The 21,456-nt window shown below is 63.6% G+C and carries 15 protein-coding genes; 3 read left to right on the top strand and 12 right to left on the bottom strand.

The window, feature by feature from the left end; all coding sequences use genetic code 11:
- Positions 1–21 precede the first annotated feature (21 nt).
- Positions 22–1,431, bottom strand: a complete 1,410-nt coding sequence (locus IVB41_RS21635; protein WP_247434620.1) for an efflux RND transporter periplasmic adaptor subunit — start codon at positions 1,429–1,431, stop codon at positions 22–24.
- Entirely contained in the window at positions 1,421–2,872 is a 1,452-nt protein-coding gene (locus tag IVB41_RS21630; RefSeq protein ID WP_247434617.1) for an efflux transporter outer membrane subunit, read from the bottom strand. The genes IVB41_RS21635 and IVB41_RS21630 overlap by 11 nt, the downstream gene beginning before the upstream one ends.
- Before the next feature lie 772 nt (positions 2,873–3,644).
- On the opposite strand from IVB41_RS21630, the gene IVB41_RS21625 reads away from it, so the two are divergent.
- The gene (locus IVB41_RS21625) at positions 3,645–4,679 is read left to right on the top strand and encodes a cysteine synthase A (RefSeq protein WP_247434614.1); all 1,035 of its coding nucleotides are present in this window, start codon (positions 3,645–3,647) and stop codon (positions 4,677–4,679) included.
- Here the strand turns inward: IVB41_RS21625 and IVB41_RS21620 are convergent.
- The 8 genes from IVB41_RS21620 to IVB41_RS21585 form a co-directional block, all read right to left on the bottom strand.
- On the bottom strand, positions 4,676–5,209 hold the full coding sequence (locus IVB41_RS21620; protein WP_247434611.1) for a DUF805 domain-containing protein: 534 nt from the start codon (positions 5,207–5,209) through the stop codon (positions 4,676–4,678). The genes IVB41_RS21625 and IVB41_RS21620 overlap by 4 nt on opposite strands.
- A gap of 136 nt (positions 5,210–5,345) precedes the next feature.
- Positions 5,346–7,586 carry a tetratricopeptide repeat protein gene (locus tag IVB41_RS21615; RefSeq protein ID WP_247434608.1) on the bottom strand — a complete coding sequence of 747 codons (2,241 nt, stop codon included), beginning with the start codon at positions 7,584–7,586 and terminating at the stop codon, positions 5,346–5,348.
- Positions 7,587–7,699: 113 nt separating this feature from the next.
- The gene (locus IVB41_RS21610; protein ID WP_247434605.1) at positions 7,700–9,943 is read right to left on the bottom strand and encodes a tetratricopeptide repeat protein; all 2,244 of its coding nucleotides are present in this window, start codon (positions 9,941–9,943) and stop codon (positions 7,700–7,702) included.
- 98 nt (positions 9,944–10,041) lie between these two features.
- The gene (locus IVB41_RS21605; protein ID WP_247434602.1) at positions 10,042–12,306 is read right to left on the bottom strand and encodes a tetratricopeptide repeat protein; all 2,265 of its coding nucleotides are present in this window, start codon (positions 12,304–12,306) and stop codon (positions 10,042–10,044) included.
- Positions 12,307–12,407: 101 nt separating this feature from the next.
- Positions 12,408–13,145, bottom strand: coding sequence for an amino acid ABC transporter ATP-binding protein (locus IVB41_RS21600; protein ID WP_247286117.1), 738 nt, complete (start codon positions 13,143–13,145; stop codon positions 12,408–12,410).
- An 11-nt stretch (positions 13,146–13,156) separates the two neighbouring features.
- On the bottom strand, positions 13,157–14,677 hold the full coding sequence (locus IVB41_RS21595) for an amino acid ABC transporter permease (RefSeq protein ID WP_247434599.1): 1,521 nt from the start codon (positions 14,675–14,677) through the stop codon (positions 13,157–13,159).
- Complete coding sequence (locus tag IVB41_RS21590) at positions 14,674–15,879, bottom strand: amino acid ABC transporter permease (protein ID WP_247286121.1); 1,206 nt, start codon at positions 15,877–15,879, stop codon at positions 14,674–14,676. Before IVB41_RS21590 ends, IVB41_RS21595 begins: the two co-directional genes overlap by 4 nt.
- Positions 15,880–15,904: 25 nt before the next feature.
- The gene (locus tag IVB41_RS21585; protein ID WP_247434597.1) at positions 15,905–16,921 is read right to left on the bottom strand and encodes an amino acid ABC transporter substrate-binding protein; all 1,017 of its coding nucleotides are present in this window, start codon (positions 16,919–16,921) and stop codon (positions 15,905–15,907) included.
- A gap of 395 nt (positions 16,922–17,316) precedes the next feature.
- Here IVB41_RS21585 and metC point away from each other — a divergent pair, with 395 nt between their 5' ends.
- The gene (gene metC / locus IVB41_RS21580; RefSeq protein WP_027569960.1) at positions 17,317–18,501 is read left to right on the top strand and encodes a cystathionine beta-lyase; all 1,185 of its coding nucleotides are present in this window, start codon (positions 17,317–17,319) and stop codon (positions 18,499–18,501) included.
- A 155-nt stretch (positions 18,502–18,656) separates the two neighbouring features.
- Entirely contained in the window at positions 18,657–20,348 is a 1,692-nt protein-coding gene (locus tag IVB41_RS21575; RefSeq protein WP_247434592.1) for a Na/Pi cotransporter family protein, read from the top strand.
- A 10-nt stretch (positions 20,349–20,358) separates the two neighbouring features.
- On the opposite strand, the gene IVB41_RS21570 is transcribed toward IVB41_RS21575, so the two are convergent.
- Both IVB41_RS21570 and IVB41_RS21565 read right to left on the bottom strand, forming a co-directional pair.
- Entirely contained in the window at positions 20,359–20,697 is a 339-nt protein-coding gene (locus tag IVB41_RS21570; protein ID WP_007591223.1) for a lipid-A-disaccharide synthase N-terminal domain-containing protein, read from the bottom strand.
- Complete coding sequence (locus IVB41_RS21565) at positions 20,694–21,440, bottom strand: glycosyltransferase family 2 protein (protein WP_247360934.1); 747 nt, start codon at positions 21,438–21,440, stop codon at positions 20,694–20,696. The genes IVB41_RS21570 and IVB41_RS21565 overlap by 4 nt, the downstream gene beginning before the upstream one ends.
- Between the last annotated feature and the right edge of the window lie 16 nt (positions 21,441–21,456).

The following is a 21,456-nucleotide window of genomic DNA, read 5'->3' as shown; positions in this document are numbered from 1 at the left end:
CTCAGGCGGCTGTTGTCGGGATCATGGCTGCTTGGCTCCACTTCCCGATGCACCAGGACTTGACGGAGGCCCTGGTGCCGGTCCGGTCTGGCCCTTCTGGTCGCCTTCGCTGCTCTTGCGCTTGGCGCGGAACTCGCCGTCCTTGTCTTGTCCGTCCTTCTGGCCGTCTTTTGCGCCGTCCTTCTTCTGACCATCCGGCCCGCGCGAGCGCTTGCGCGGCGCCAGATCGGCCGACGGGGTCTGGTCGTCGCGCCCGATGACCACCTTGGAGCCATCGGACAGATTGGCAAAGCCGGTGGTGACGACCTTGTCGGTCGCCGACAGGCCGCTGGCGATCACGGCGTCATGCTCGTTCTGCTGCGTCACCGTCACCGGCTTGGCCGCAACCACGTTGTCCTCGCCGATGACATAGCTGAAGGTGCCGATCGGTCCGCGCTGCACGGCCGAGGTCGGCACCACCAGCGCCTGCGTCAAGGTCTCGACCTTGAGGCGGACATTGACGAACTGGCCGGGCCAGAGCTGGTAATTGGCGTTGGGGAATTCGGCCTTGAGCCTGAGCGTTCCCGTGGTCTGGTCGACCTGGTTGTCGATGCCGGTGAGCTTGCCGGTGTCGATCACGGTGAGGCCGTCATTGCCGAACACGTCGACCGCGAGCGCGCCCTTCGCCGCCGCGGCGTTGACCCGCATGATCTGCTGCTGCGGCAGGCTGAACCACACCGCGATCGGCTGCAATTGCGTGATCACCACGAGGCCGGTGGTGTCGGAGGCGTGGATGATGTTGCCTTGGTCGACCTGGCGCAGGCCGGCGCGGCCCGAGATCGGCGCCACGATCTTGGTGTAGCTCAGCGTCGCCGCCGCATTGTCGATCGCGGCCTGATCGGCCTTCACCAGCGCCTCCGTCTGCGCGACCAGCGCGCGCTGGGTGTCGGCCTGCTGCTTGGATCCGGCATTGGAGGCAGCTAACTGCTCGTAGCGCGTGAGGTCGATACGCTGGTTGGCGAGCTGGGCCTGGTCCTGGGCCTTCTTCGCGACGGCCTGATCGTACGTCGCCTGGTAGAGCGCCGGGTCGATCTCGCCGACCACGTCGCCTTTCTTGACGTCCTGGCCCTCGGTGAAATTCACCGCGATCAGCTTGCCGTCGACCTGCGAGCGGACGGTCACGGTGTTGAGCGCGCGGATCGCGCCGACGCCGTCAAGATAAACGGGAACGTCCCGGATACGCGGCGTCGCCGCCAGCACTGGTACCGGCAGATCGGGCCGTTGGTTGCGGCCGTTCGCCTGCTGCGGCTGCTGGTGCCAGGTGCTCCAGCCGTAGTAGCCAAGCCCGCCGAGGATCGCCAGCGTGATCAGGGTCATGATGAAGCCGCGCCCGCGCGACTTCTTCGCCGTTCCCTCCTTCGCGCCTTGCTTCGTATCCGGCTTAAAGAGCATTGACCGGTTTCTCCATCCTCGGCTCCCAGCCGCCGCCGAGCGCCTGATACAGGCTGACGATAGCAAGAAGGCGGGCAAGTTGCGCCTGCGACAGCGCGTCTTCCGCCTGGAACAGGGTCAGTTGCGTGTTGAGCACGGTGACGATGTCGGCGGTGCCGGCGCGCAATTGCTGTTCGGAGAGATCGAATGCGCGGCGGGAGGCGTTGAGGACATCGCGCTGCAATTGCAGCCTGATCGTGGTCTGCTTGATCGAGAACAGCGCATTGTCGACATCGGCGAACGATTGGATGATGGTCTTGCGGTAGGTCTGGAGCAGTTCGTCCTGCCGCGCCTTGGCAAACTCGAAATTGCCGAGGATCTTGCCACCGTCGAAGATCGGCTGCGTCGCGCTGCCGACGAGCTGGAAGAAGGCCGCATGCGGCTGGAATAGCGAGACCAGGGCTGAGCTCTGATAGCCGCCATTGCCGGTGAGCTGGATGGTCGGAAAGAACTGCGCGCGGGCATTGCCGACGTTCGCGGTGGCGGAGGCGAGCTGGGCCTCCTGCCGGCGAATGTCTGGGCGCTGCGTCAAGAGCTCCGACGGCAGGCCGGGCGTCACGCGGGGAATCGCGATCCGGTTCAGCGAGCCCCCGAGCACGCGCACGCTCTCCGGCGGCCGCGACACCAGGACTGCAAGCGCATTGACGTTCTGGTCGAGCGTCTGGCGCAGCGGCGGCACCAGTGCCTTCTGGTTTGCGAGCACGCTCTCCTGCTGGGCGACGTCGAGATCGGTGCCGGTGCCGGCCTTGCGCCGTTCCCTGACGGCATCGAGGATGCGCTGCGCGCTCGCGATGTTGCGCTGTGACGTCCGGATGCGATCCTGCGAGGCCAGCACCTGGAAGTAAGCGTTAGCGACGCCTGCGAGCGTGGTCAGCGCAACGACGTCGCGATCGAAGCGGTTGGCATTTGCCGTCTCTTCCGCCGTTTGCAGGGCGTCCCGGTTCTGGCCCCAGAAATCGAGCTGGTAGCTTGCGCTCAGCGAAGCCTGGTAGTTGACGACCTCACGGCCGCCATTGGTGAGCCCCGAGGCGGAGGAGCCGGAGGTGCGCGAATAGGCCTCCTGCCCGGTGCCGGAAAGGCTCGGCAGCAGCGCCGCACCCGCCTGCCGCGCCTGCGCGTCAGCCTCGACGATGCGGGAAACGGCGGCGGCGATGTCGAGGTTGACGGTCTGCGCCTCTTCCATCAGCTGTGTCAGCTCCGCCGAGCGAAAGCTGCGCCACCAATCCAGCGACGGCGGGGCATCCGCCTTGCCCGCGTATTTGTACTGCGTGGGAACGTCGAGCGCGGGATCAGGTAGATCCTGCGTCAACACGCAAGCGCCCGAGCCGGCGGCAAGGCAAACGACCGCAAGCCAGCGCGCCGCACGTCGCGTCCGGGACGTGGCGCCTAGAGACCGCCGCACAGCGATCGCAGGAACATCCTGTGTCACACATCCCCCCCGCCGGGCAGATCGAGCCGCCACCGCGCAGCTGGAGTAACCGATTCGCGGCGGCACAGTCGGGGGGCTTTGGACAACTCGTTCACAAGGTGAGGCTTTCTACGGAACCGGACACCCATACTAGCCGGGTGCGGAACAGCGGGACAGTCCCGCAGTTGCGAGATGGTCGCCAAAGTGCGACGATCCCGCGGCGAACAAATTGAAAAAAGTCTCTGTCCTGCAGTACTTTTTCGAATCTCGAAGCCGTTCCGGAGCGCATTCAAGCTTACCAACATTTCATGTGATATTGCCGCCACACCAACTTCAGTGGCTTTAATTCGTCCGTAGCGCTCGCAATCCGGCTTCAGAGCTGGTCGCGAAGCCGGCCGAGCCGGTCCACGAGGTTGTTTACCGTCGAAAATAAACAGGCATTCGTCGTGCAGATATGTCTGCCGGCTTCTGCAGGCTATCCACGCGCGTCGTTATCGACGCGTCCCGCCCAAAGGCGATGAATTGTCGCGAGTGCGCTGACGACGGCCGTAATCTTCCATGTTTTGGCGGAGTCCGACCCGATCTTCCTACTGTTGTCGGCGCCGCGTAGCCCAGCATCATCGGCCATCGTCCCTCGCAAGAATTTCACTGCTTCGACGGGCACTTCCGTCGGTTTCGCCGCAGCGCAAAAGCCTTCCCCTTTGGCCTCCCAAGCACTAGGTTCTGGCCAACCTGATCAACCCCTTTGCCAGTGATTTGCCCAGACATGACCATCAACAACGACGTTGTCGAAGCCATCGGCAACACCCCGCTGATCAAGCTCAAGCGCGCTTCCGAACTGACCGGCTGCACCATCCTGGGCAAGGCCGAGTTCATGAATCCCGGCCAGTCGGTGAAGGATCGCGCCGGCAAATGGATGATCCTGGAGGCCGAGAAGCGCGGCGAGCTCAAGCCCGGCGGTCTCGTCGTGGAATCGACCGCCGGCAATACCGGCATCGGCCTTGCGGTCGTGGCCAGCGCGCGCGGTTACCGCACGCTGATCGTGATCCCGGAGACGCAGAGCCAGGAGAAGAAGGATTTCCTGAAGCTGTGCGGCGCCGAGCTGCTGGAATCACCGGCACTGCCCTATTCCAATCCGAACAACTACCAGCATGTCGGCCGCCGTCTTGCTGACGAGCTGCGCAAGACCGAGCCGAACGGCGTGCTGTTCGCCGACCAGTGGAACAACCTCGACAATGCGAAGGCGCATTACGAGTCCACAGGTCCCGAGATCTGGGAGCAGACCGGCGGCAAGATCGACGGTTTCGTCTGCTCGGTCGGCAGCGGCGGCACGCTCTCCGGCACCAGCCGCTTCCTGAAAGAGAAGAGCAAAGATGTCAGGATCGCCTGCGCCGACCCGCACGGCGCCGGCATGTATGAATATTTCAGAACGGGCGATGCCAAGGCGACGCCGGGCGGCTCGATCACCGAGGGCATCGGCCTCAACCGCGCGACCGCAATCGTCGAGAGCGCAAAGGTCGATGACGCTTATCTCATTCCCGATGCGGAAGCAGTTACGGTGATCTACGAACTGCTCCAGCACGAAGGCTTGTGCCTCGGCGGCTCGACCGGCATCAACGTTGCCGGCGCGATGCGTCTCGCGAAACAGCTCGGGCCCGGCAAGACGATCGTCACCGTGCTCTGCGATTCTGGCAGCCGTTACCAGTCGAAGCTGTTCAACGCCGACTTCATGCGCGCCAAGAGCCTTCCTGTGCCTGAATGGCTGGAGAAGCGCAGCAACATCAAGCTGCCGTTCGTCTAGCCCCAAGTCGGCCGCGACGATCCCTGCGACACCCGCGCGAGCCGCTCGTTCGATAGCGAAGGCTTGTTCGCGCGCGTGCGCGGCGGGAGGGGTGCGCTGTAGGAGCCTTCGCTGTCGCCGCTCGGCCAGAACATGAGCGCGAGCATCAGCGCGAGGTTGACGAGCGCGCCGACCGCCGTTGCCTGCTGCTCCTGCCCGATCGCCCAGGCCGGAAAACGGCCCGCGACGACATGGTCGACGATCATGAGCGCGAACCAGGCAGGCACCACGCAGACCGGGTCCCAGCCGATGTCGCGGATGCGCATCGATTGCAGCGTGAAGGTCGCAACTCCGAAGAACACGATTGCGACCATCATCGCCCAGCTCTTGGTGAGGTCTTCGGGTCGGATCGCGCCGGGCGACGTGTTGTTCAGCACGGCCATTGCGATTGCAAAGCAGATCGCCGTCATCACGATCGCAAGCGCGACCGTCGCGAGGAAGAAATGCAATCGCCCGAGCCGGGCGTTCAAGCCGAACACGAAACCGAGCATTAGCGCACCCTTTTTGGCGCCACATGCCCAGAGATAGCTTTCGGAGCCATGAACCTGCACGGTCGCGCAGCGCCGCATGGTTTCCGGAGGACTAAGGTGGCCGGCGCAATTCGAGGCTTCGCCCCACCCGGCACGGTCAGGCGCCCTCGCCGCCTTCCGAGGCCGCAGCACAATAGTTGCGCCAGAACTGGCGGTAACCCGCCTCGACCCTGGCCGTGTAGATTTCGACATTGCCGGCGGGGGACGCTGCGATCCGGGCCGGCATCTCCGCGCGCAACTTCGCCAGATACTCGGGCTGCTTCGCAAATCTCTGGGCGATCTCGACGTAGCCATCGTCATCCTCGGCGATCCAGTCATTGAGACCGACCGCAGCCACGATCGACCCGCCGGCGCGCGACGATGCACCGTTGCCGAGCTTGGCTACGACCGGCACGCCCGCATAGAGCGATTCCCAGGTGCTGACGCCGCCGTTTTGCGGGAACGTGTCGAGCGATATGTCGACGTTCGCAAACGCCCGCAGGTGCTCGTGGCGCGGCGACGAGCCCAGGCAGGTGACATTCTCCTCGGCAATTCCCTGTGCCACGAACCGCGCGACCAAATTGTCGCGCAGCATGGGATCGTCAAGCAGGGTATGCTTGATGATGATCTTCGAACCCGTCACCTCGCGCATCACTTTCGACCACACCCGGATGGCCTCGTCCGAGATCTTGTAGATGCGGTTGAACACGCCGAAGGTGACATAACCATTGCGGAGCATGGGCGGCTCCGATGCAGGTAGATCCAAAATGGGATCGATCGTGATCAGGCACGGCAGGTCGTAGACCTTTTCAGCCAGCAGATGGCGCGCCGATTGCGGAATGAAGACCGGATCCGCGAGCACGTAGTCCATGGTCTGAAGGCCCGTGCCCGTGGCGTGACCAAACCCCGAGACCTGGATCGGGGCCGGCTTGCGGGCGAAGACATGGAGCCTGTTGCCGGTCGTGTGCCCGGACACGTCGATCAGGATATCGACCTTGTCAGCCTGAATGCGATCGGCCAGTTCGTCGTCCGACATCTGCCAGGCGTCCACCCAGACGTCCGCCGAGGATCTGAATGCGGCGGTGATCTCATCTCTTACCGGCGAGCACGAATAGCAGACGATCTCGAACCTGGCGTGGTCATGCTGGCGCAGCACTGGCAACAGAGCGAACGCTGCCGAGTGATGCCAAAATTCGGCAGCAACATAGCCGACCACGATCCGCTTGTCGGGATCAAGCTGCCGGGGGGCAAGAATCCTTCGCGGCAACTTCGAGCCGATCGCGTCCCACCACTGCTTTCGTGCGGCCTGCTGAACCGCGAAATCGGCGTCGGAAAGATAGTCGAGAAAGAAGATCTTCCGGCCGATCAAGGACGCATCCGGTACAATGGCCAGCGCCGCATCGAGTAGCTCGATCGCCGATGCGATCTCGCCCTGGTTGGCAAAACAAGCGCTCAGCAGCGCCATCGCGATCGCGGAGCGTGGATATTCCTCCAGCAACGTGGTGCACGCCAGAATCGCTTGCGCCGTGTTTCCCATGGCAAGCGCGACTTGTGCCTTCCCCTGCAGGGCCACCTCGAGCTTGGGCGCAAGCGCAAGGGCCGCATCAAAGTCCGCAGCCGCCTGTTCCAGGCTCGACGTCTCAAGATTGAGCCGTCCACGATTCGCCAAGATCTTCGCCGACCCCGGCCTGATCGCGAGCGCCGCCTCCAGCGCGCCCTTGGCCTCGTCGAAGTTTTTGAGCTCGATATTGACCAAACCTTTGCCGACGAGCGCCTCCACGTTTCGCGGCTGAAACAACAGTGCGCGCTCGAAGCTCTGTTTGGCGCGATCAAGCTGGCGCAGCGCAAGCTCTGCCAGGCCGCGATTGCAGAGCGCATCGGCATGATCGGGCTTCAGCCCGATCGCGCGATCGTACGATTCGATAGCCTGCTCGACGCGGTTGAGATGCAACAAGGTATTGCCGAGGTTGGCCAAGGCCATGGGGAAGCTCGGCTTCAACGCTATGGCCCGCTCCAGGGACGTACGCGCTTCCTCATACTCCCCAAGCGCGAAATGCGTGGCTCCCAAATCGGAAAATGCCTGTGCCGAGCGTGGGTCGACCGTCACGGCATATTTGAGCGCCTGTTTCGCTGCCTCGAAGTGTCGGCTCGCGAATGCGCCCAAGCCAAGCAGGTGCAAGGCGCCGAAATGCTCCGGAAGTTCATTGAGGATCTGGCGGCAGAGCGCCTCGGTCTCCGCATACCGGCCGTGGCCATAGGCCGTATTCGCGGTCGAAATGATCGCGTCCGCCTGCTTCTTCAATTTCTTCTGCAACCGCGCGTTCTGGAACGCGCGTGCGCCGGCGCCGCTGCTCTGCAAGGATTCTCTCCGGAGGATGCCCGGGAGGATTCTAGCTGATTCGCGGCCAAGGCCGTCCGGTTTAGGCGGCCCGGCAATCTCCGGAAGATGCCGGTGCTCAACGCAGGCCTCGCCTACGCAACGCCGCCGTCACTCGAGGCGGCGGCACAATAGTCGCGCCAGAACTTTCGGTAACCCACCTCGAGCTCGCGCGTGTAGGTCTCGACATTGCCCGAGGGCGAAAGCGCGATCCGAGCCGGCAAATCCGCGCGCAATCTCGCCAGATACTCGGGCTGTGACGCAAATTTGCGGGCGATCTCGACATAGCCATCGTCATCTTCCGCGACCCAGTCGCCGAGGCCGACGGCGGTCACGATGGAGGCGCCAGCACGCGAGGAGGCACCGTTGCCGAGCTTGGCAACGACGGGAACGCCCTTGTAGAGAGATTCCCAGGTGCTGATGCCGCCATTTTGCGGGAACGTGTCGAAGGAAATATCGACTTGGGCGAAAGCCGCCAGATGGTCGTCGCGCGAGGTGGTGCCGAGGCAGGTGAGGCTCTCTTCGACAACACCCTGCGCCAGAAAACGCGCGATCAGGCTATCGCGCAGCAGCGGATCATCGAGCAGACCATGCTTGAGGATGATCTTCGATCCCGGCAGCTCCCGCATGATGCGCGACCAAACACGGATCGCATCATCCGAGATTTTGTAAATGCGGTTGAACACACCGAAAGTGACGTAGCCGTTGCGGAGCATCGGCAGCTCTGAGGGCTGCAGATCCGAGACTGGTTCAATCGTGATCAGGCACGGCAGATCGTGGATTTTCTCGGCAAACAGATGCCGAACCGACGGCGGAATGAAAATGGGATCCGCGAGCACGTAGTCCATGGTCGGCATGCCCGTGCCTGTCGCGTGTCCGAAGCCAGTGGCCTGGATCGGGGCCGGCTTCCGAGCGAAAGTCAGCAGCCTGTTTCCGGTCGTGTGCCCCGAAACGTCGATCAGTATGTCGACATTGTCCGCCTGGATACGATCGGCGAGCTCGTCATCCGAAAGCCCCCAGGCTTCGACCCAGACGTCCGCCAACGATTTGAACATGGCGGTGTACTCGTCCCCGCCCGGCCAGGAATAGTAGCAGATGATTTCGAATTTGGTGTGATCGTGATGGCGCAGCACCGGCAGCAGCGTGAGCCCCGCGGAGTGCTGCCGGAATTCGGCAGCGACATAGCCGACCACGATCCGCTTCTCCGGATCCAGCGGCCGCTTCGGCAGCTCCCTTCGCGGCTGTTTGGAGCCGATCTGGTCCCACCAGGATTTTCGCACCGCCTGCTGGACCACGAAATCGGCCTCGGTGCGGTAGTCCTCCAGGAAGATCTTTCCTCTGATCGCATCCCCATAATCCGGCCGGAGCGCCAGCGCACGATCGAGATATTCGATCGCGGCGTCCATGTCCCCCTGGTTCGAATACGAGAAGCCCATCAGCGCCAGCCCCATCTCGGAGCGCGGATTTTGCTCGATCAGGGCCGCTGCGGCCGCCATCGCCTGCGCGGTCTTTCCCATGACGAGGCAGGTCTGGGCCTTGCCGCGCAGAGCCAGCTCGAGCTTGGGCGAGATCGCAAGCGCCGCCTCGAAATCCGCAAGCGCGGGCTCCAGGCGCTGCAACTCGTAACTGAGTCGCCCGCGTTGGGCTACGATCCTCGGCGAGCCGGGCTTGATCGCGAGCGCCATGGCAAACTTGGCGGCCGCCTCGTCGTGGTGCCGCAGCTCCATGGCGACCATGCCGCTGCCGACGATGGCCTCGGCGTGACGGGGCTGAAACAGCAGGGCCCTGTCGAAGCTTTCCTTGGCGCGCATGATCTGTCCAAGCACAACTTCGACCATGCCGCGATTGCAGAATGCATCGGCATAATCCGGCTTGATCTTGATGGCGCGCTCATGCAGCTCGAGCGCCTGTTCGTACTGCCCCAGATGCATCAGCGTGTTGCCGAGGTTGGTCAGCGCGACCGCAAAATTCGGCTTTAGCGCGATGGCCCTCTCCTGGCACCGCCGCGCCTCCTCGTAATTGCCGAGGTCGAAATGCACGGTGGCGAGGTTGTTGTGGGCATCATGCAGTCGCGGATCGAGTGCAATCACGCGCTCGAGCAGCTGTTGCGCCTCCTCCAGGCGGCGACCGTCATGCGCGCACATGCCGAGCAGGTGCATCGCGTCGACATGATCGGGCAGCGCCTTCAGGATATCCCGGCAGAGTGCTTCGGTCTCGGCATATCGACCCCGGCCATAGGCGCTAGCCGCGGCGGAGAGGACGGCGTCGGCCTGCTTCATCAATTTCTTCTGCAATCGCGCGTTCTGAAATGCGCGCGCGCCGGCGCCGCTGGTCTGCAAGGTGTCTCTCCGAGGGATAGCCCGGCGAGAGTCTAACTGATTCGCAGGCCTGGCCGGCCGGTCAGCCGGCGCGGTGATACCCCGGGATTTCCCGGGGCTCAGCGGCCCGGCGCCGCTGGCCTCCTACGCACGTCGCCGCCCTTCGAAGCCGCGGCGCAATAGTCGCGCCAGAACTGGCGATAAGCCGCTTCGACCTCGCGCGTGTAAATTTCGACATTGCCGGCAGGCGAAGCCGCGATCCGGGCCGGCAAGTCCGCGCGCAGCTTCGCCAGATGCGCCGGCTGTGCCGCATATTTGGATGCGATCGCGGCATAGCCCTCGTCATTATCGGCGACCCAGTCATCGAGACCGACCGCAGCCACGATCGACCCGCCGGCGCGCGACGATGCACCGTTGCCGAGCTTGGCTACGACCGGCACGCCCGCATAGAGCGATTCCCAGGTGCTGACGCCGCCGTTTTGCGGGAACGTGTCGAGCGATATGTCGATGTTCGCAAACGCCAGCAGATGCTCGTGGCGCGGCGACGAGCCCAGGCAGGTGACATTCTCCTCGGCAATGCCCTGTGCCACGAACCGCGCGACCAGGCTGTCGCGCAGCATGGGATCGTCAAGCAGGGTATGCTTGATGATGATCTTCGAACCCGTCACTTTCCGCATCACTTTCGACCAGACTCGGATGGCTCCATCCGAGATCTTGTAGATGCGGTTGAACACGCCGAAGGTGACATAACCATTGCGGAGCATGGGCGGCTCCGATGCAGGTAGATCCAAAATGGGATCGATCGTGATCAGGCACGGCAGGTCGTAAACCTTTTCAGCCAGCAGATGTCGCGCCGATTGCGGAATGAAGATGGGATCGGCGAGCACATGGTCCATGGTCTGAAGGCCCGTACCAGTGGCGTGACCAAACCCCGAGACCTGGATCGGGGCCGGCTTGCGGGCGAAGACATGGAGCCTGTTGCCGGTCGAATGCCCGGACACGTCGATCAGGATATCGATCCCGTCGGCCTGAATGCGATCGGCCAGCTCGTCGTCCGAAAGCTGCCAGGCATCGACCCAGACGTCCGCCATGGACCTGAATTCGTCGGTTATCTCATCTCGTAATGGCGAGCACGAATAGCAGACGATCTCGAACCTGGCATGATCATGATGGCGCAGTACCGGTAACAGAGCGAATGCTGCGGAGTGGTTCCTGAATTCGGAAGCGACGTATCCGATCAATATCCGCTTGTCCCCATCGAGCTTGCGGGACGACAACGCGCTTTGCGGCAATCTGGCGCCGATCGCGTCCCACCACTGCTTTCGTGCGGCCTGCTGAACCGCAAAATCGGCGTCGGGGAGATAGTCCAGAAAGAAGATCTTGCGCCCGATCAAGTCCGCATAATCAGGCGCGATTGCCAGCCCCGCGTCGAGATGTTCGAGCGCAGTCGCGATGTCTCCCTGGCTCGCATAGCAGGAAGCCAGAAGCGCAATTCCGATGTCGGACCGCGGATTTTCTTCCAGCAAGGTCTCGACCGCCGCAATCGCCTCGGCCGTGTTGCCCTTGAGAATGTTGACTTGCGCCTTCCCCTGCAAGGCCACTTCGAGCTTCGGCGAAAGCTCCAGCGCCCCATCGAAGTCGGCGAGCGCCTGCTCCAGCCGCGACAGATCGAGATTGAGCCGTCCGCGCTGCGCCAGAATCTTCGGCGAATCCGGCTTGATCGCGAGCCCTGCCGCGATCGCCGCGGCCGCCTCTTCGTAGTGCCGGAGCTCGATGCATACCATGCCCTTGCCCGCGATCGCTTCCGCGTGGCGCGGCTGAAAAGCGAGGGCGCGATCGAAACTCCCCTTGGCGCGCTGGAACTGACCTTCGATCAGCTCCGCCATGCCCCGATTGCAAAATGCATCGGCATAGTCCGGCTTCAGCCTGATAGCGCGTTCGTGCAGCTCGATAGCCTGCTCAGCGAGGCCCATGTGCAGCAGCGTATTGCCCAGATTGGTCAAGGCGATCGGAGAATTCGGCTTCAGCGCAATCGCCTTCTCCTGGCATGCGCGAGCGTCCTGAAACTTCTGGAGGGTGAAATACACTGCCCCGAGATTACCATGGGCATCGGGCGAACGCGGATCGAGCACGGTCGCGCGCTCGAGCAATTGTTGCGCCTCTTGGAGCCGCCCGCCATCATACGCGCGCAGGCCGAGCAGGTGCGCGGCGTCGAAATGATCCGGAATCTCCGTCAAAATCCGGCTGCAGAGTGTCTCGACTTCCGCGTATCGGCCCTGCCCGAGTGCCTGAACCGCGGCCGACATAAGCGCGTCCGCCTGCTTCTTCAATTTCTTTTGCAATCGCGCGTTCTGGAATGCGCGCGCGCCGGCGCTGCTCTGCAAAATCTCTCTCCGGAATATGGCCCGAAAAGAGGCTGGCCGATTCGCATGGTGCCAAGCTGGCGGGGTCGGTTAGACCGGCGACGCCACCGGATTGCAGGTACTCAGCGCAGGATCTGGCTCAGGAACAGTTTTGTGCGGGCGTGCTGCGGGGCCGCGAAGAACTCTTTGGGCGTGTTGGCTTCGATGATCTGGCCCGCGTCCATGAATACCACGCGGTTGGCGACCTCGCGGGCAAAGCCCATCTCGTGGGTGACCACCAGCATGGTCATGCCCTCCTCGGCGAGGTCGACCATGGTGTCCAGCACCTCCTTGACCATTTCGGGGTCGAGCGCCGAAGTCGGCTCGTCGAACAGCATCACCTTCGGGTTCATCGTCAGCGCGCGGGCGATCGCGACGCGCTGCTGCTGACCGCCGGACATCTGTCCCGGAAACTTGTTGGCCTGGTGCGGAATCTTGACCCGCTCCAGAAACTTCATCGCCGCCGCCTCGGCGTCCTTCTTGGGGATGTTGCGCACCCAGATCGGCGCCAGCGTGCAATTGTCCAGCACGGACAGGTGTGGAAACAGGTTGAAGCTCTGGAACACCATGCCGACTTCGCGCCGCACCGCGTCCACGTGCTTCAGGTTCGGCCCGAGCTCGATGCCATCAACGACGATCTCGCCTTCCTGAAACTCCTCGAGCGCGTTGATACAGCGGATCAGCGTCGACTTGCCGGAGCCGGAGGGGCCGCAGATCACGATGCGCTCGCCCTTCTCGACCGCAAGGTCGATGTCGCGCAGCACGTGAAACTCGCCGTACCATTTGTTCAGGCCGGATATCTTGACGATGGGGTCGGACATGGTGACCTCGATCAGTTGCGGCGGTGAGCGTTGAGGCGGTGCTCGACGAAGAGCGAGTAGCGCGACATTCCAAAGCAGAAGATGAAGTAGATGATCCCGGCGAAGGCGAACCCGGTGAACGCGGTCGACGGCGACGACCATTTAGGATCCGAGAACGACGCCCGCAGCGAGCCCAAGAGATCAAACAGCGCCACGATCGAGACCAGCGACGTGTCCTTGAACAGCGAGATGAAGCTGTTGACGAGGTTCGGAATGACGTGGCGCAGCGCCTGCGGCAGAACGATCAGCGAGGTCGTCTTCCACCAGGACAGCCCCAATGCCGCGGCCGCCTCGCCCTGCCCGCGCGGGATGGCGGCCAGCCCGCCGCGGACGTTCTCGGCCTGATAGGCGCCGGTGAACAGCGAAATTCCAATCAGCGCACGCACCAACCCGTCGACCGTGAAATTGCCCGGGAGAAACAGCGGCAGCATGTAGGTTGCGAAGAACAGCACGGTGATCAGCGGCACGCCGCGCCAGAACTCGATGAAGGCGATCGAGAAGATCCGGATCAGCGGAATGGTCGAGCGGCGGCCAAGCGCCAGCGCAATGCCGATCGGCAGCGAGGTGACAATGCCGGTAACAGAGACCACCAGCGTCACCAGAAGCCCGCCCCACAGGTTGGTCTGCACGATCGGCAGTCCGCCGTGATCGAGCCCCATCAGCTTGATCACGATTGCGATGGCGACGAAGGTGGCGATGCTGGACGTCAGGGCCCGCCCCCCGGTGCGGAGGCCGCCGCCGAGAACGAAGGCGATCAGGGAGACGATCGCGGCGGTGATGGCGAAATCGGCCCAGACCGACTGGCCTGTCCCGTGCAGCTGATCTCGCAGCCAGGTCAGCGGAAAGATCAGCCAGTAGATCAGGTTACCCACGAGCACGATGACATTGCCGACGACCCACAACAGCGGTGCGGCAGAGGACGTCTTGCCGAGACTGAGCAGAGCCTGCCCGGCGCCGATGATGCTGTCGTCGAATAATTGCAGCAGATCAGCGGTCCAGCTCAGGCCAAATCCCTTGATGCCGCCGCCATGCAGCAGAAAGAATGCAACCACTGGAAACGCAAAAAAGAACAGGCCTGCGTTCAATCCTTTCGAGGGCAGCCGCGGAATGAGCAACGGCACCAACAGAACCACTGACAGGACGAGTGTGAGGTCGACCCGCCAGCGCTCGGCTTCGGGGTAGAAGCCGTAGATCAGTTGCGGCAGCTTGGCCTGGATGTAGGGCCAGCAGGCACCGACCGCAAAGCCGGCGTTCTCGGCGAGGCAGGCGGTGCGATCCTTGCCGGTCCAGACTGCGTCGACCATCAGGAATTTGACGGAAGGAATGACGGTGAACCACAGCAGCAAGGCGCCGACGATCGTGAGCAGGATGTTGGTCGGCGAGTTGAACAGGCGCGTCCGCACCAGGCCGACGAAGCCCGTGGTCTTTACCGGCGCGGGACGCTCATCGAGAAGATCCTGGCGGACGAAACTGGACGAGCTGATATCGCTCATGCGCCGAGACTCCGGCTGATGCGCCAACCGTAGACGCTCATGACGGCGCTGGTGATCAGCGAGATCAGGAGATAGACGCCCATCGTCATGGCGATGATCTCGATGGCCTGCCCGGTCTGACTCAGCGACGTGCCGGCGAACACGGAGACGAGGTCGGGATAGCCGATCGCGACGGCCAGCGACGAATTCTTGGTGAGGTTGAGGTACTGGTTGGTCAGCGGCGGAACGATGACGCGCATCGCCTGCGGCACGACGACCAAGCGCAGCGTAGTGCCGCGGCTCAGGCCCAGCGACGATCCCGCCTCCATCTGTCCGCTGTGGACGGAGAGGATGCCCGCGCGCACGATCTCGGCGATGAAGGCGGCCGTATAGGTCGACAAGGCCAACGTGAGCGCCACGAACTCCGGGATGATGCGCGAGCCGCCGGCGAAATTGAAGCCCTTGAGCTGCGGCAGCTCGAAGGTGAAGGGCAGACCCGCTACCAGCATGGTGACGAGCGGCAGTCCGAACAGCAGCCCCAGCACATAGGGCCAGATCCGGATCACCTGACCGCGCTGGAACAGCGCCCGGCGCGCATGGATGCGCAGCGCCACCGAAGCCACGATGCCGAGCGCCAGCACCACAAGAAACGCCTCGAATCCGCTCTCGCCGATCGGGCGGGGAATGACGAGACCGCGATTGCTGACGAAAGCGATGCCGAGCAGCGAAATGCTTTGTCGTGGATTGGGCAAGGCCGCGAGCACCGCCAGGTACCAGAACAGGATCTGAAACAGCACCGGCAGGTTGCGGATGATCTCGACATAGATTTCGCCAATGCGCGCGAGCAGCCAGTTGGGCGACAGCCGGCACAGCGCGACAATGAAGCCGATCACGGTGGCGAACACGATGCCCACCACCGAGACCACGAGCGTGTTGAGGAGCCCGACCAGGAATACGCGCAGGAACGTGTCTGAGCCGGTATACGAGATCAGCGTCTGATTGACGTCGAAACCGGCGTTGTTCGCGAGGAAGCCGAAGCCGGCCGCAATGTGCTGGTTCTCGAGGTTGGCGCGGGCGTTGGAGACGATTTCATAGGCAATCCAGCCCAGGACCGCAGCGAAGGCAAACTGGACGGCGATGCCGTTCCAGCCTGTCTTGCCTCCCAGCACGCGCCTGATCTTCAGCGCGATCTGGGGCGGGGGTTTGCGAGCCTCGATGCTCATCGCCGCGAGCGCGGATCAGGCGGGGTCAGCGGATCGGCGGCGCGTACTGGAGACCGCCCTTGTTCCAGAGATTGTTGAGACCCCGATTGATACCAAGCGGCGAGCCTGCGCCGACGTTGCGGTCGAACACCTCGCCGTAATTGCCGACGGCCTTCACGATGCGCACCACCCAGTCCTTGCTCAGGCCGAGCTGTTCACCGAAATTGCCGTCGGTACCGAGGACGCGCTTCAACTCCGGATTTTCCTGTTTCGTCTTCTCGTCGACGTTCTTCGCGGTCACGCCGAGTTCTTCGGCGGTGATCATGGCAAACAGCGTCCATTTCACGATGTCGAACCATTGGTCGTCGCCGTGGCGCACCATTGGTCCGAGCGGCTCCTTCGAGATGATTTCCGGCAGCACCATGTGATCGCCGGGATTGGCAAGCTTCAGGCGGTTGGCGTACAGGCCCGACTGGTCGGTGGTGAAGACGTCGCAGCGCCCGGCCTCGTAGGCCTTGACCGTCTCGTCGTTGGTGCCGAACGCGATCACCTCGTACTTCATGTTGTTGGCCTTGAAGTAGTCGGCGAGATTCTGCTCGGTGGTGGTGCCGGTCTGGACGCAGACCGAGGCGCTGTTGAGCTCGAGCGCCGAGTTCACCTTGAGCGACTTCTTCACCATGAAACCTTGCCCGTCATAATAGGTCACGCCGGTGAAGTTGGCGCCGAGCGAGGTATCGCGCGAGATGGTCCAGGTGGTGTTGCGCGACAGCACGTCGACTTCGCCGGATTGCAGCGCCGTGAAGCGGTCCTTGGCGGAGAGCGGCACGTATTTGACCTTGGTCGGATCGTTGAAGATCGCCCCGGCGATCGCGCGGCAAACATCGACGTCAAGCCCGGTCCAGTTGCCCTTGTCGTCCGGCGAGGAGAAGCCGGGCAGACCCTGACTGACACCGCATGACAGCATGCCCCGGTCCTTGACGGTCTTGAGCGTTTGCGCATGGGCGGCTTGGGCAGTCAGGCCGGCGGCGAGAGCGAGAGTGAGAGCCAGGGTTACGCGTTTCATGGGCTTTGGGCCTTTCAAAGTCGTCTCAAGGTCAGGAACGTTGTCTTTGCGATCGTCTCTGCCAGGGCTAGCCGTATCAAGACCAGCCCTGCAAGAGTCATGCTGGAAAACCTTGCCGATCACCCGCCGATCCCGGGAGGCCTTGCCTTAATCCTCGCCGAAAGGCGCCCGCCGTTATGGCTGTGGCGCTAGGTCCGGTCAGGCGATGGATCGAAGGTCGCGGCAGGCCCCTCAACATGCGGCGACTGAATAGCACCTGCGATAACAGAACGACTGGCGTGCCGGGTCAAGGGGTTGACGGGACTCTTCTGTGTTCTGTTATTAACGACAGCGGCCTTTCGGCCAGCCCGCCGGCGCATCGCGCCTCGTGGAAACGCGCTTTTGAAAGCAGACGCATGGATTCCTCACACCCGTCCGAGCAGCACGCCGAGACCCGCCTGGTCACCTCCGGCCGCGACACCAAGGCGCAGAAGGGGTTCGTCAACCCGCCCGTCTTCCACGGCTCGACCGTGCTCTATCCGACCGCCGAGGACCTGCACGCCCATCGCGGCGAGTTCCAGTACGGCCGGCACGGCACGCCGACGACCCGTGCGTTCCAGGAGACCCTGATGGCGCTGGAGGGGCCGCAATGCGCCGGCGTCGGCATCGTGCCGTCGGGGCTGTCGGCGATCTCGACCACCCTGCTCTCGGTGCTGAAGGCCGGCGACCACATCCTGGTCTGCGACAACGTCTATCGGCCCTCGCGCAATTTCTGCAACGGCATGCTCACCCGCTACGGCGTCGAGACCACCTACTTCGATCCGATGATCGGCGCCGGCATCGACAAGCTGTTCAGGCCCAACACATGCGCCGTTCTGGTCGAGGCGCCCGGCTCGCAGTCGTTCGAGATGCCGGACATCCGCGCCATCGCCGAGGTCGCGCATGGGCGCGGCGCGCTCGTCATCGACGACAACACCTGGGCCACGCCGCTCTATCACCGTTCGCTCGAACAGGGCGTCGACATCAGCATGCAGGCCGCCACCAAATATATCGGCGGCCATTCCGACATCATGTTCGGCACCATCTCGGCTAATGCCAAGGCCTGGCCGCAGATCGCCGAAGGCATCCGCCTGCTCGGCGTTTGCGCCGGTCCCGATGACGTGTTCCTGGCACTGCGAGGCCTGCGTACGCTATCGGTGCGGCTGGCGCAGCATCATCGCTCCGGACTCGACATGGCGCACTGGCTTGCGAGCCGTCCCGAGGTCGCGCGCGTGCTGCATCCGGCGCTCGAGACCGATCCGGGCCATGCGATCTGGAAGCGCGACTTCACGGGCGCGTCGGGCCTGTTCAGCATCGTCCTGAAACCGGCGCCGCAGAAGGCGGTCGACACCATGCTCGATACGCTCAAACTGTTCGGCATGGGCTTCTCCTGGGGCGGCTTCGAGAGCCTGGTGATTCCCTTCGATTGCGACGCCTATCGCACCGCGACCAAGTGGGCGCCGGGCGGCCCCACTCTGCGTCTGCATATCGGGCTCGAAAGCGTCGACGACCTCAAGGCCGACCTCGATCGCGGCTTCGCTGCCCTCAAGGCAGCAATGTGAGCCTGCTCACAAGGCATCGCGCCGCGGGACGCGCCAACGTGCGCCGGGGGAACGTGCAGAACCCGCAAACGTTAACGCCGACGCGCCAACAAATGGTTTGAACCTCAAGCATTTGGCGCTAGCCTCACCAATCGACTCCAATCCGGACTCGGAGCATGGGAACGTTGGTACTGCTCGATCTGATGGGCGGCGTGGCGCTGTTGCTGTGGGGCCTGCACATGGTCCACAGCGGGATTCTGCGCGCCTTTGGCCCGGACCTGCGACGGCTGCTTGGCAAGGCGCTTGGCAATCGCTTCAACGCGTTTGCCGCCGGTCTCGGGCTGACAGCGCTGCTCCAGAGCAGCACGGCGACCGCGCTGCTCACGAGCTCGTTCGCAGCCGAGGGCCTGCTCAGCCTGGTCACCGCGCTCGCCATCATGCTCGGCGCCAATGTCGGCACGACGTTGATCGTGCAGGTGCTGTCGTTCAACATCGCCGCCGTCGCGCCGGTCCTGTTCGTGCTCGGACTGGTCGCCTTCCGCGTGGGTCCGCGCTCGCGGATCAAGGACGTCGGCCGTGTCTTGATCGGTCTCGGACTGATGCTGCTGTCGCTGCACATCCTGCTCGACACGCTGGCGCCGGCCGAGAACGCACCGGGCGTCCGCGTCGTGATGTCCTCCATCACGGGCGATCCCGTTCTGTGCATCGTGATCGCGGCCCTCGTCACCTGGGCGGTGCATTCGAGCGTCGCCAGCGTGCTGCTGATCATGTCACTCGCCTATTCGCAGTTCATCTCGCCTTACGCGGCGCTCGCACTGGTGCTTGGCGCCAATCTCGGCAGCGCCATCAATCCCGTGTTCGAAGGCGCCAAGCGTGACGATCCCGCCAGCTATCGCCTGCCGGTGGGCAATCTCGTCAATCGCATGATCGGGATCGCCCTGGTCCTGCCTTTCCTGAGCCCGATCGCCGAGCACATGCACGCCTGGCAGCCCGATCTCGCCAGGATGACGGCGGCATTTCATATCGCCTTCAACGTCGGCACGGCCATTATCTTCATCGGCCTGCTCGACACCATGTCGCGCCTGTTGACGCGGCTCCTGCCCGATCGTGTTCAGGAGGCCGATCCGGCCCGGCCGCGCTATCTCGACGAGACCGCGCTGGAATCGCCGTCGCTGGCGCTGGCCGATGCCGGCCGCGAAACCCTGCGCATGGGCGATCTTGTCGAGATCATGCTGCGTAAGGTGATGGCCGCGATGATGAGCGGGGACCGCGCGCTGGTCGACCAGGTCTCGAAGATGGACAACATCGTCGACGGCCTCGACGAAGCCATCAAGCTCTACGTGACGAAACTCATGCGGGGCAGCCTCGACGAGAGCGAGGGCCGGCGCGCGATGGAGATCATTTCCTTCGCCATCAATCTGGAGCATATCGGCGATATCATCGACAAGAGCCTGAGCGAGCTCGCGACCAAGAAGATCAAGCGCCGCTTCCAGTTCTCGCCCGAGGGCGCCGAGGAGCTCGCCGCCTTCCACAAGCGCACGATGGATTCGCTGCGCATCGCCTTCGGCGTCTTCATGTCGGGCGACGCCAACGAGGCACGCAAGCTGCTGGTGGAGAAAACGGCACTGCGCAATACCGAGCTTGCCGCCGTCGAGCGCCACCTCGACCGCCTGCGCGAGGGCCGTCCCGAGACCATCGAAACCACGTCGCTGCATCTCGACGTGCTGCGGGACCTGCGCCGCATCCACTCGCATATCTGCTCGGTCGCCTATCCCGTGCTCGACGCGGCCGGCGAGCCCCATCGCAGGACCGAGGCGGAGACCTCCGCCGTGCCCGCGTCGGGCGCGGCCTCGGCGTTGCCGCGCTAGTCGCCCCGGATCAGCGCTCCAGCGTCTTTGACGCGCGGCCGCGGTTCTTCACGATCAGCATGATGTTGCGGATATAGATGATGGTCGCCAGCGCCTGGCCGAGGATAATGACGGGCTCGCGCTTGACGACGCCATAGACCAGCGTCATCAGCCCGCCTCCCATGGAGCAGAACCAGAACGCCATCGGCACCACGCTGTTGCCGGCGCGCTCGCTCGCGATCCACTGCACCAGGAAGCGTGCGGTAAAGAACAGCTGCGCGACGAGGCCGAACGCGAGCCAGAAGTCGAACTTGGCCACGAAGACGTCGTAGAAATAGTTGCTCAGCGCCTGACCGTATTGGATGATCATGCCTTCACCTCAGTCACATCCGGCGTCGGCTTCTTGCGGCGGATCAGCCACCACACGCCCACGAGATCCATGATGCCGATCCACAGCCGGTCGAAGAAACCGTAGTTTGACACGCCGGAGCGGCGCGGCCGGTCGATCACGTCGACATAGGCGATCTCGTAGCCCTCGCGGCGCACCAGCGCCGGCAAAAAGCGATGCAGCCCGTCGAAATAGGGCATCATCAGGAACACCTCGCGCCGGAACGCCTTCAGGCCGCAGCCGGTGTCGCGCGTACCGTCCTTCAGGATCGCGTTGCGGACGCCGTTGGCGACGCGCGACTGGAATTTCTTGAAGCCGGTATCCTTGCGGCCGACGCGTTGTCCGGCGGCGAGTCCGACCTTGCTTCCGTTCTCGACGGCCGCGATCAAGTCCGGCAGGAAGGCCGGATTGTTCTGCCCGTCGCCGTCGAGCGTCGCCACGATCGCGCCGCGCGCCGCACGCACGCCGCTGCGCACGGCCGCGGATTGGCCGCCTGATTTGGCATGGCGCAGTTGGCGCAGATTGTCCCGCTGCTTCATGACCGCGCCGAGCCGTTCGCCGGTCGCGTCGGTCGAACCGTCATTGACGTAGATGATCTCATAGGCCCAGCGGCCGTCGAGCGCCGCGCCGATCTCCTCGATCAGCGGCACAATGTTGTCGGCTTCGTTGCGCACGGGAACGACGATGGAAACCGAGGGCTGGAAAACCGAAGGCTGGGACGACAAATCGAAGCTCGTGGTT

Source organism: Bradyrhizobium sp. 44 (genome assembly GCF_023073095.1).
GTDB lineage: Bacteria > Pseudomonadota > Alphaproteobacteria > Rhizobiales > Xanthobacteraceae > Bradyrhizobium.
This window is presented reverse-complemented; position numbering and strand designations above follow the sequence as displayed.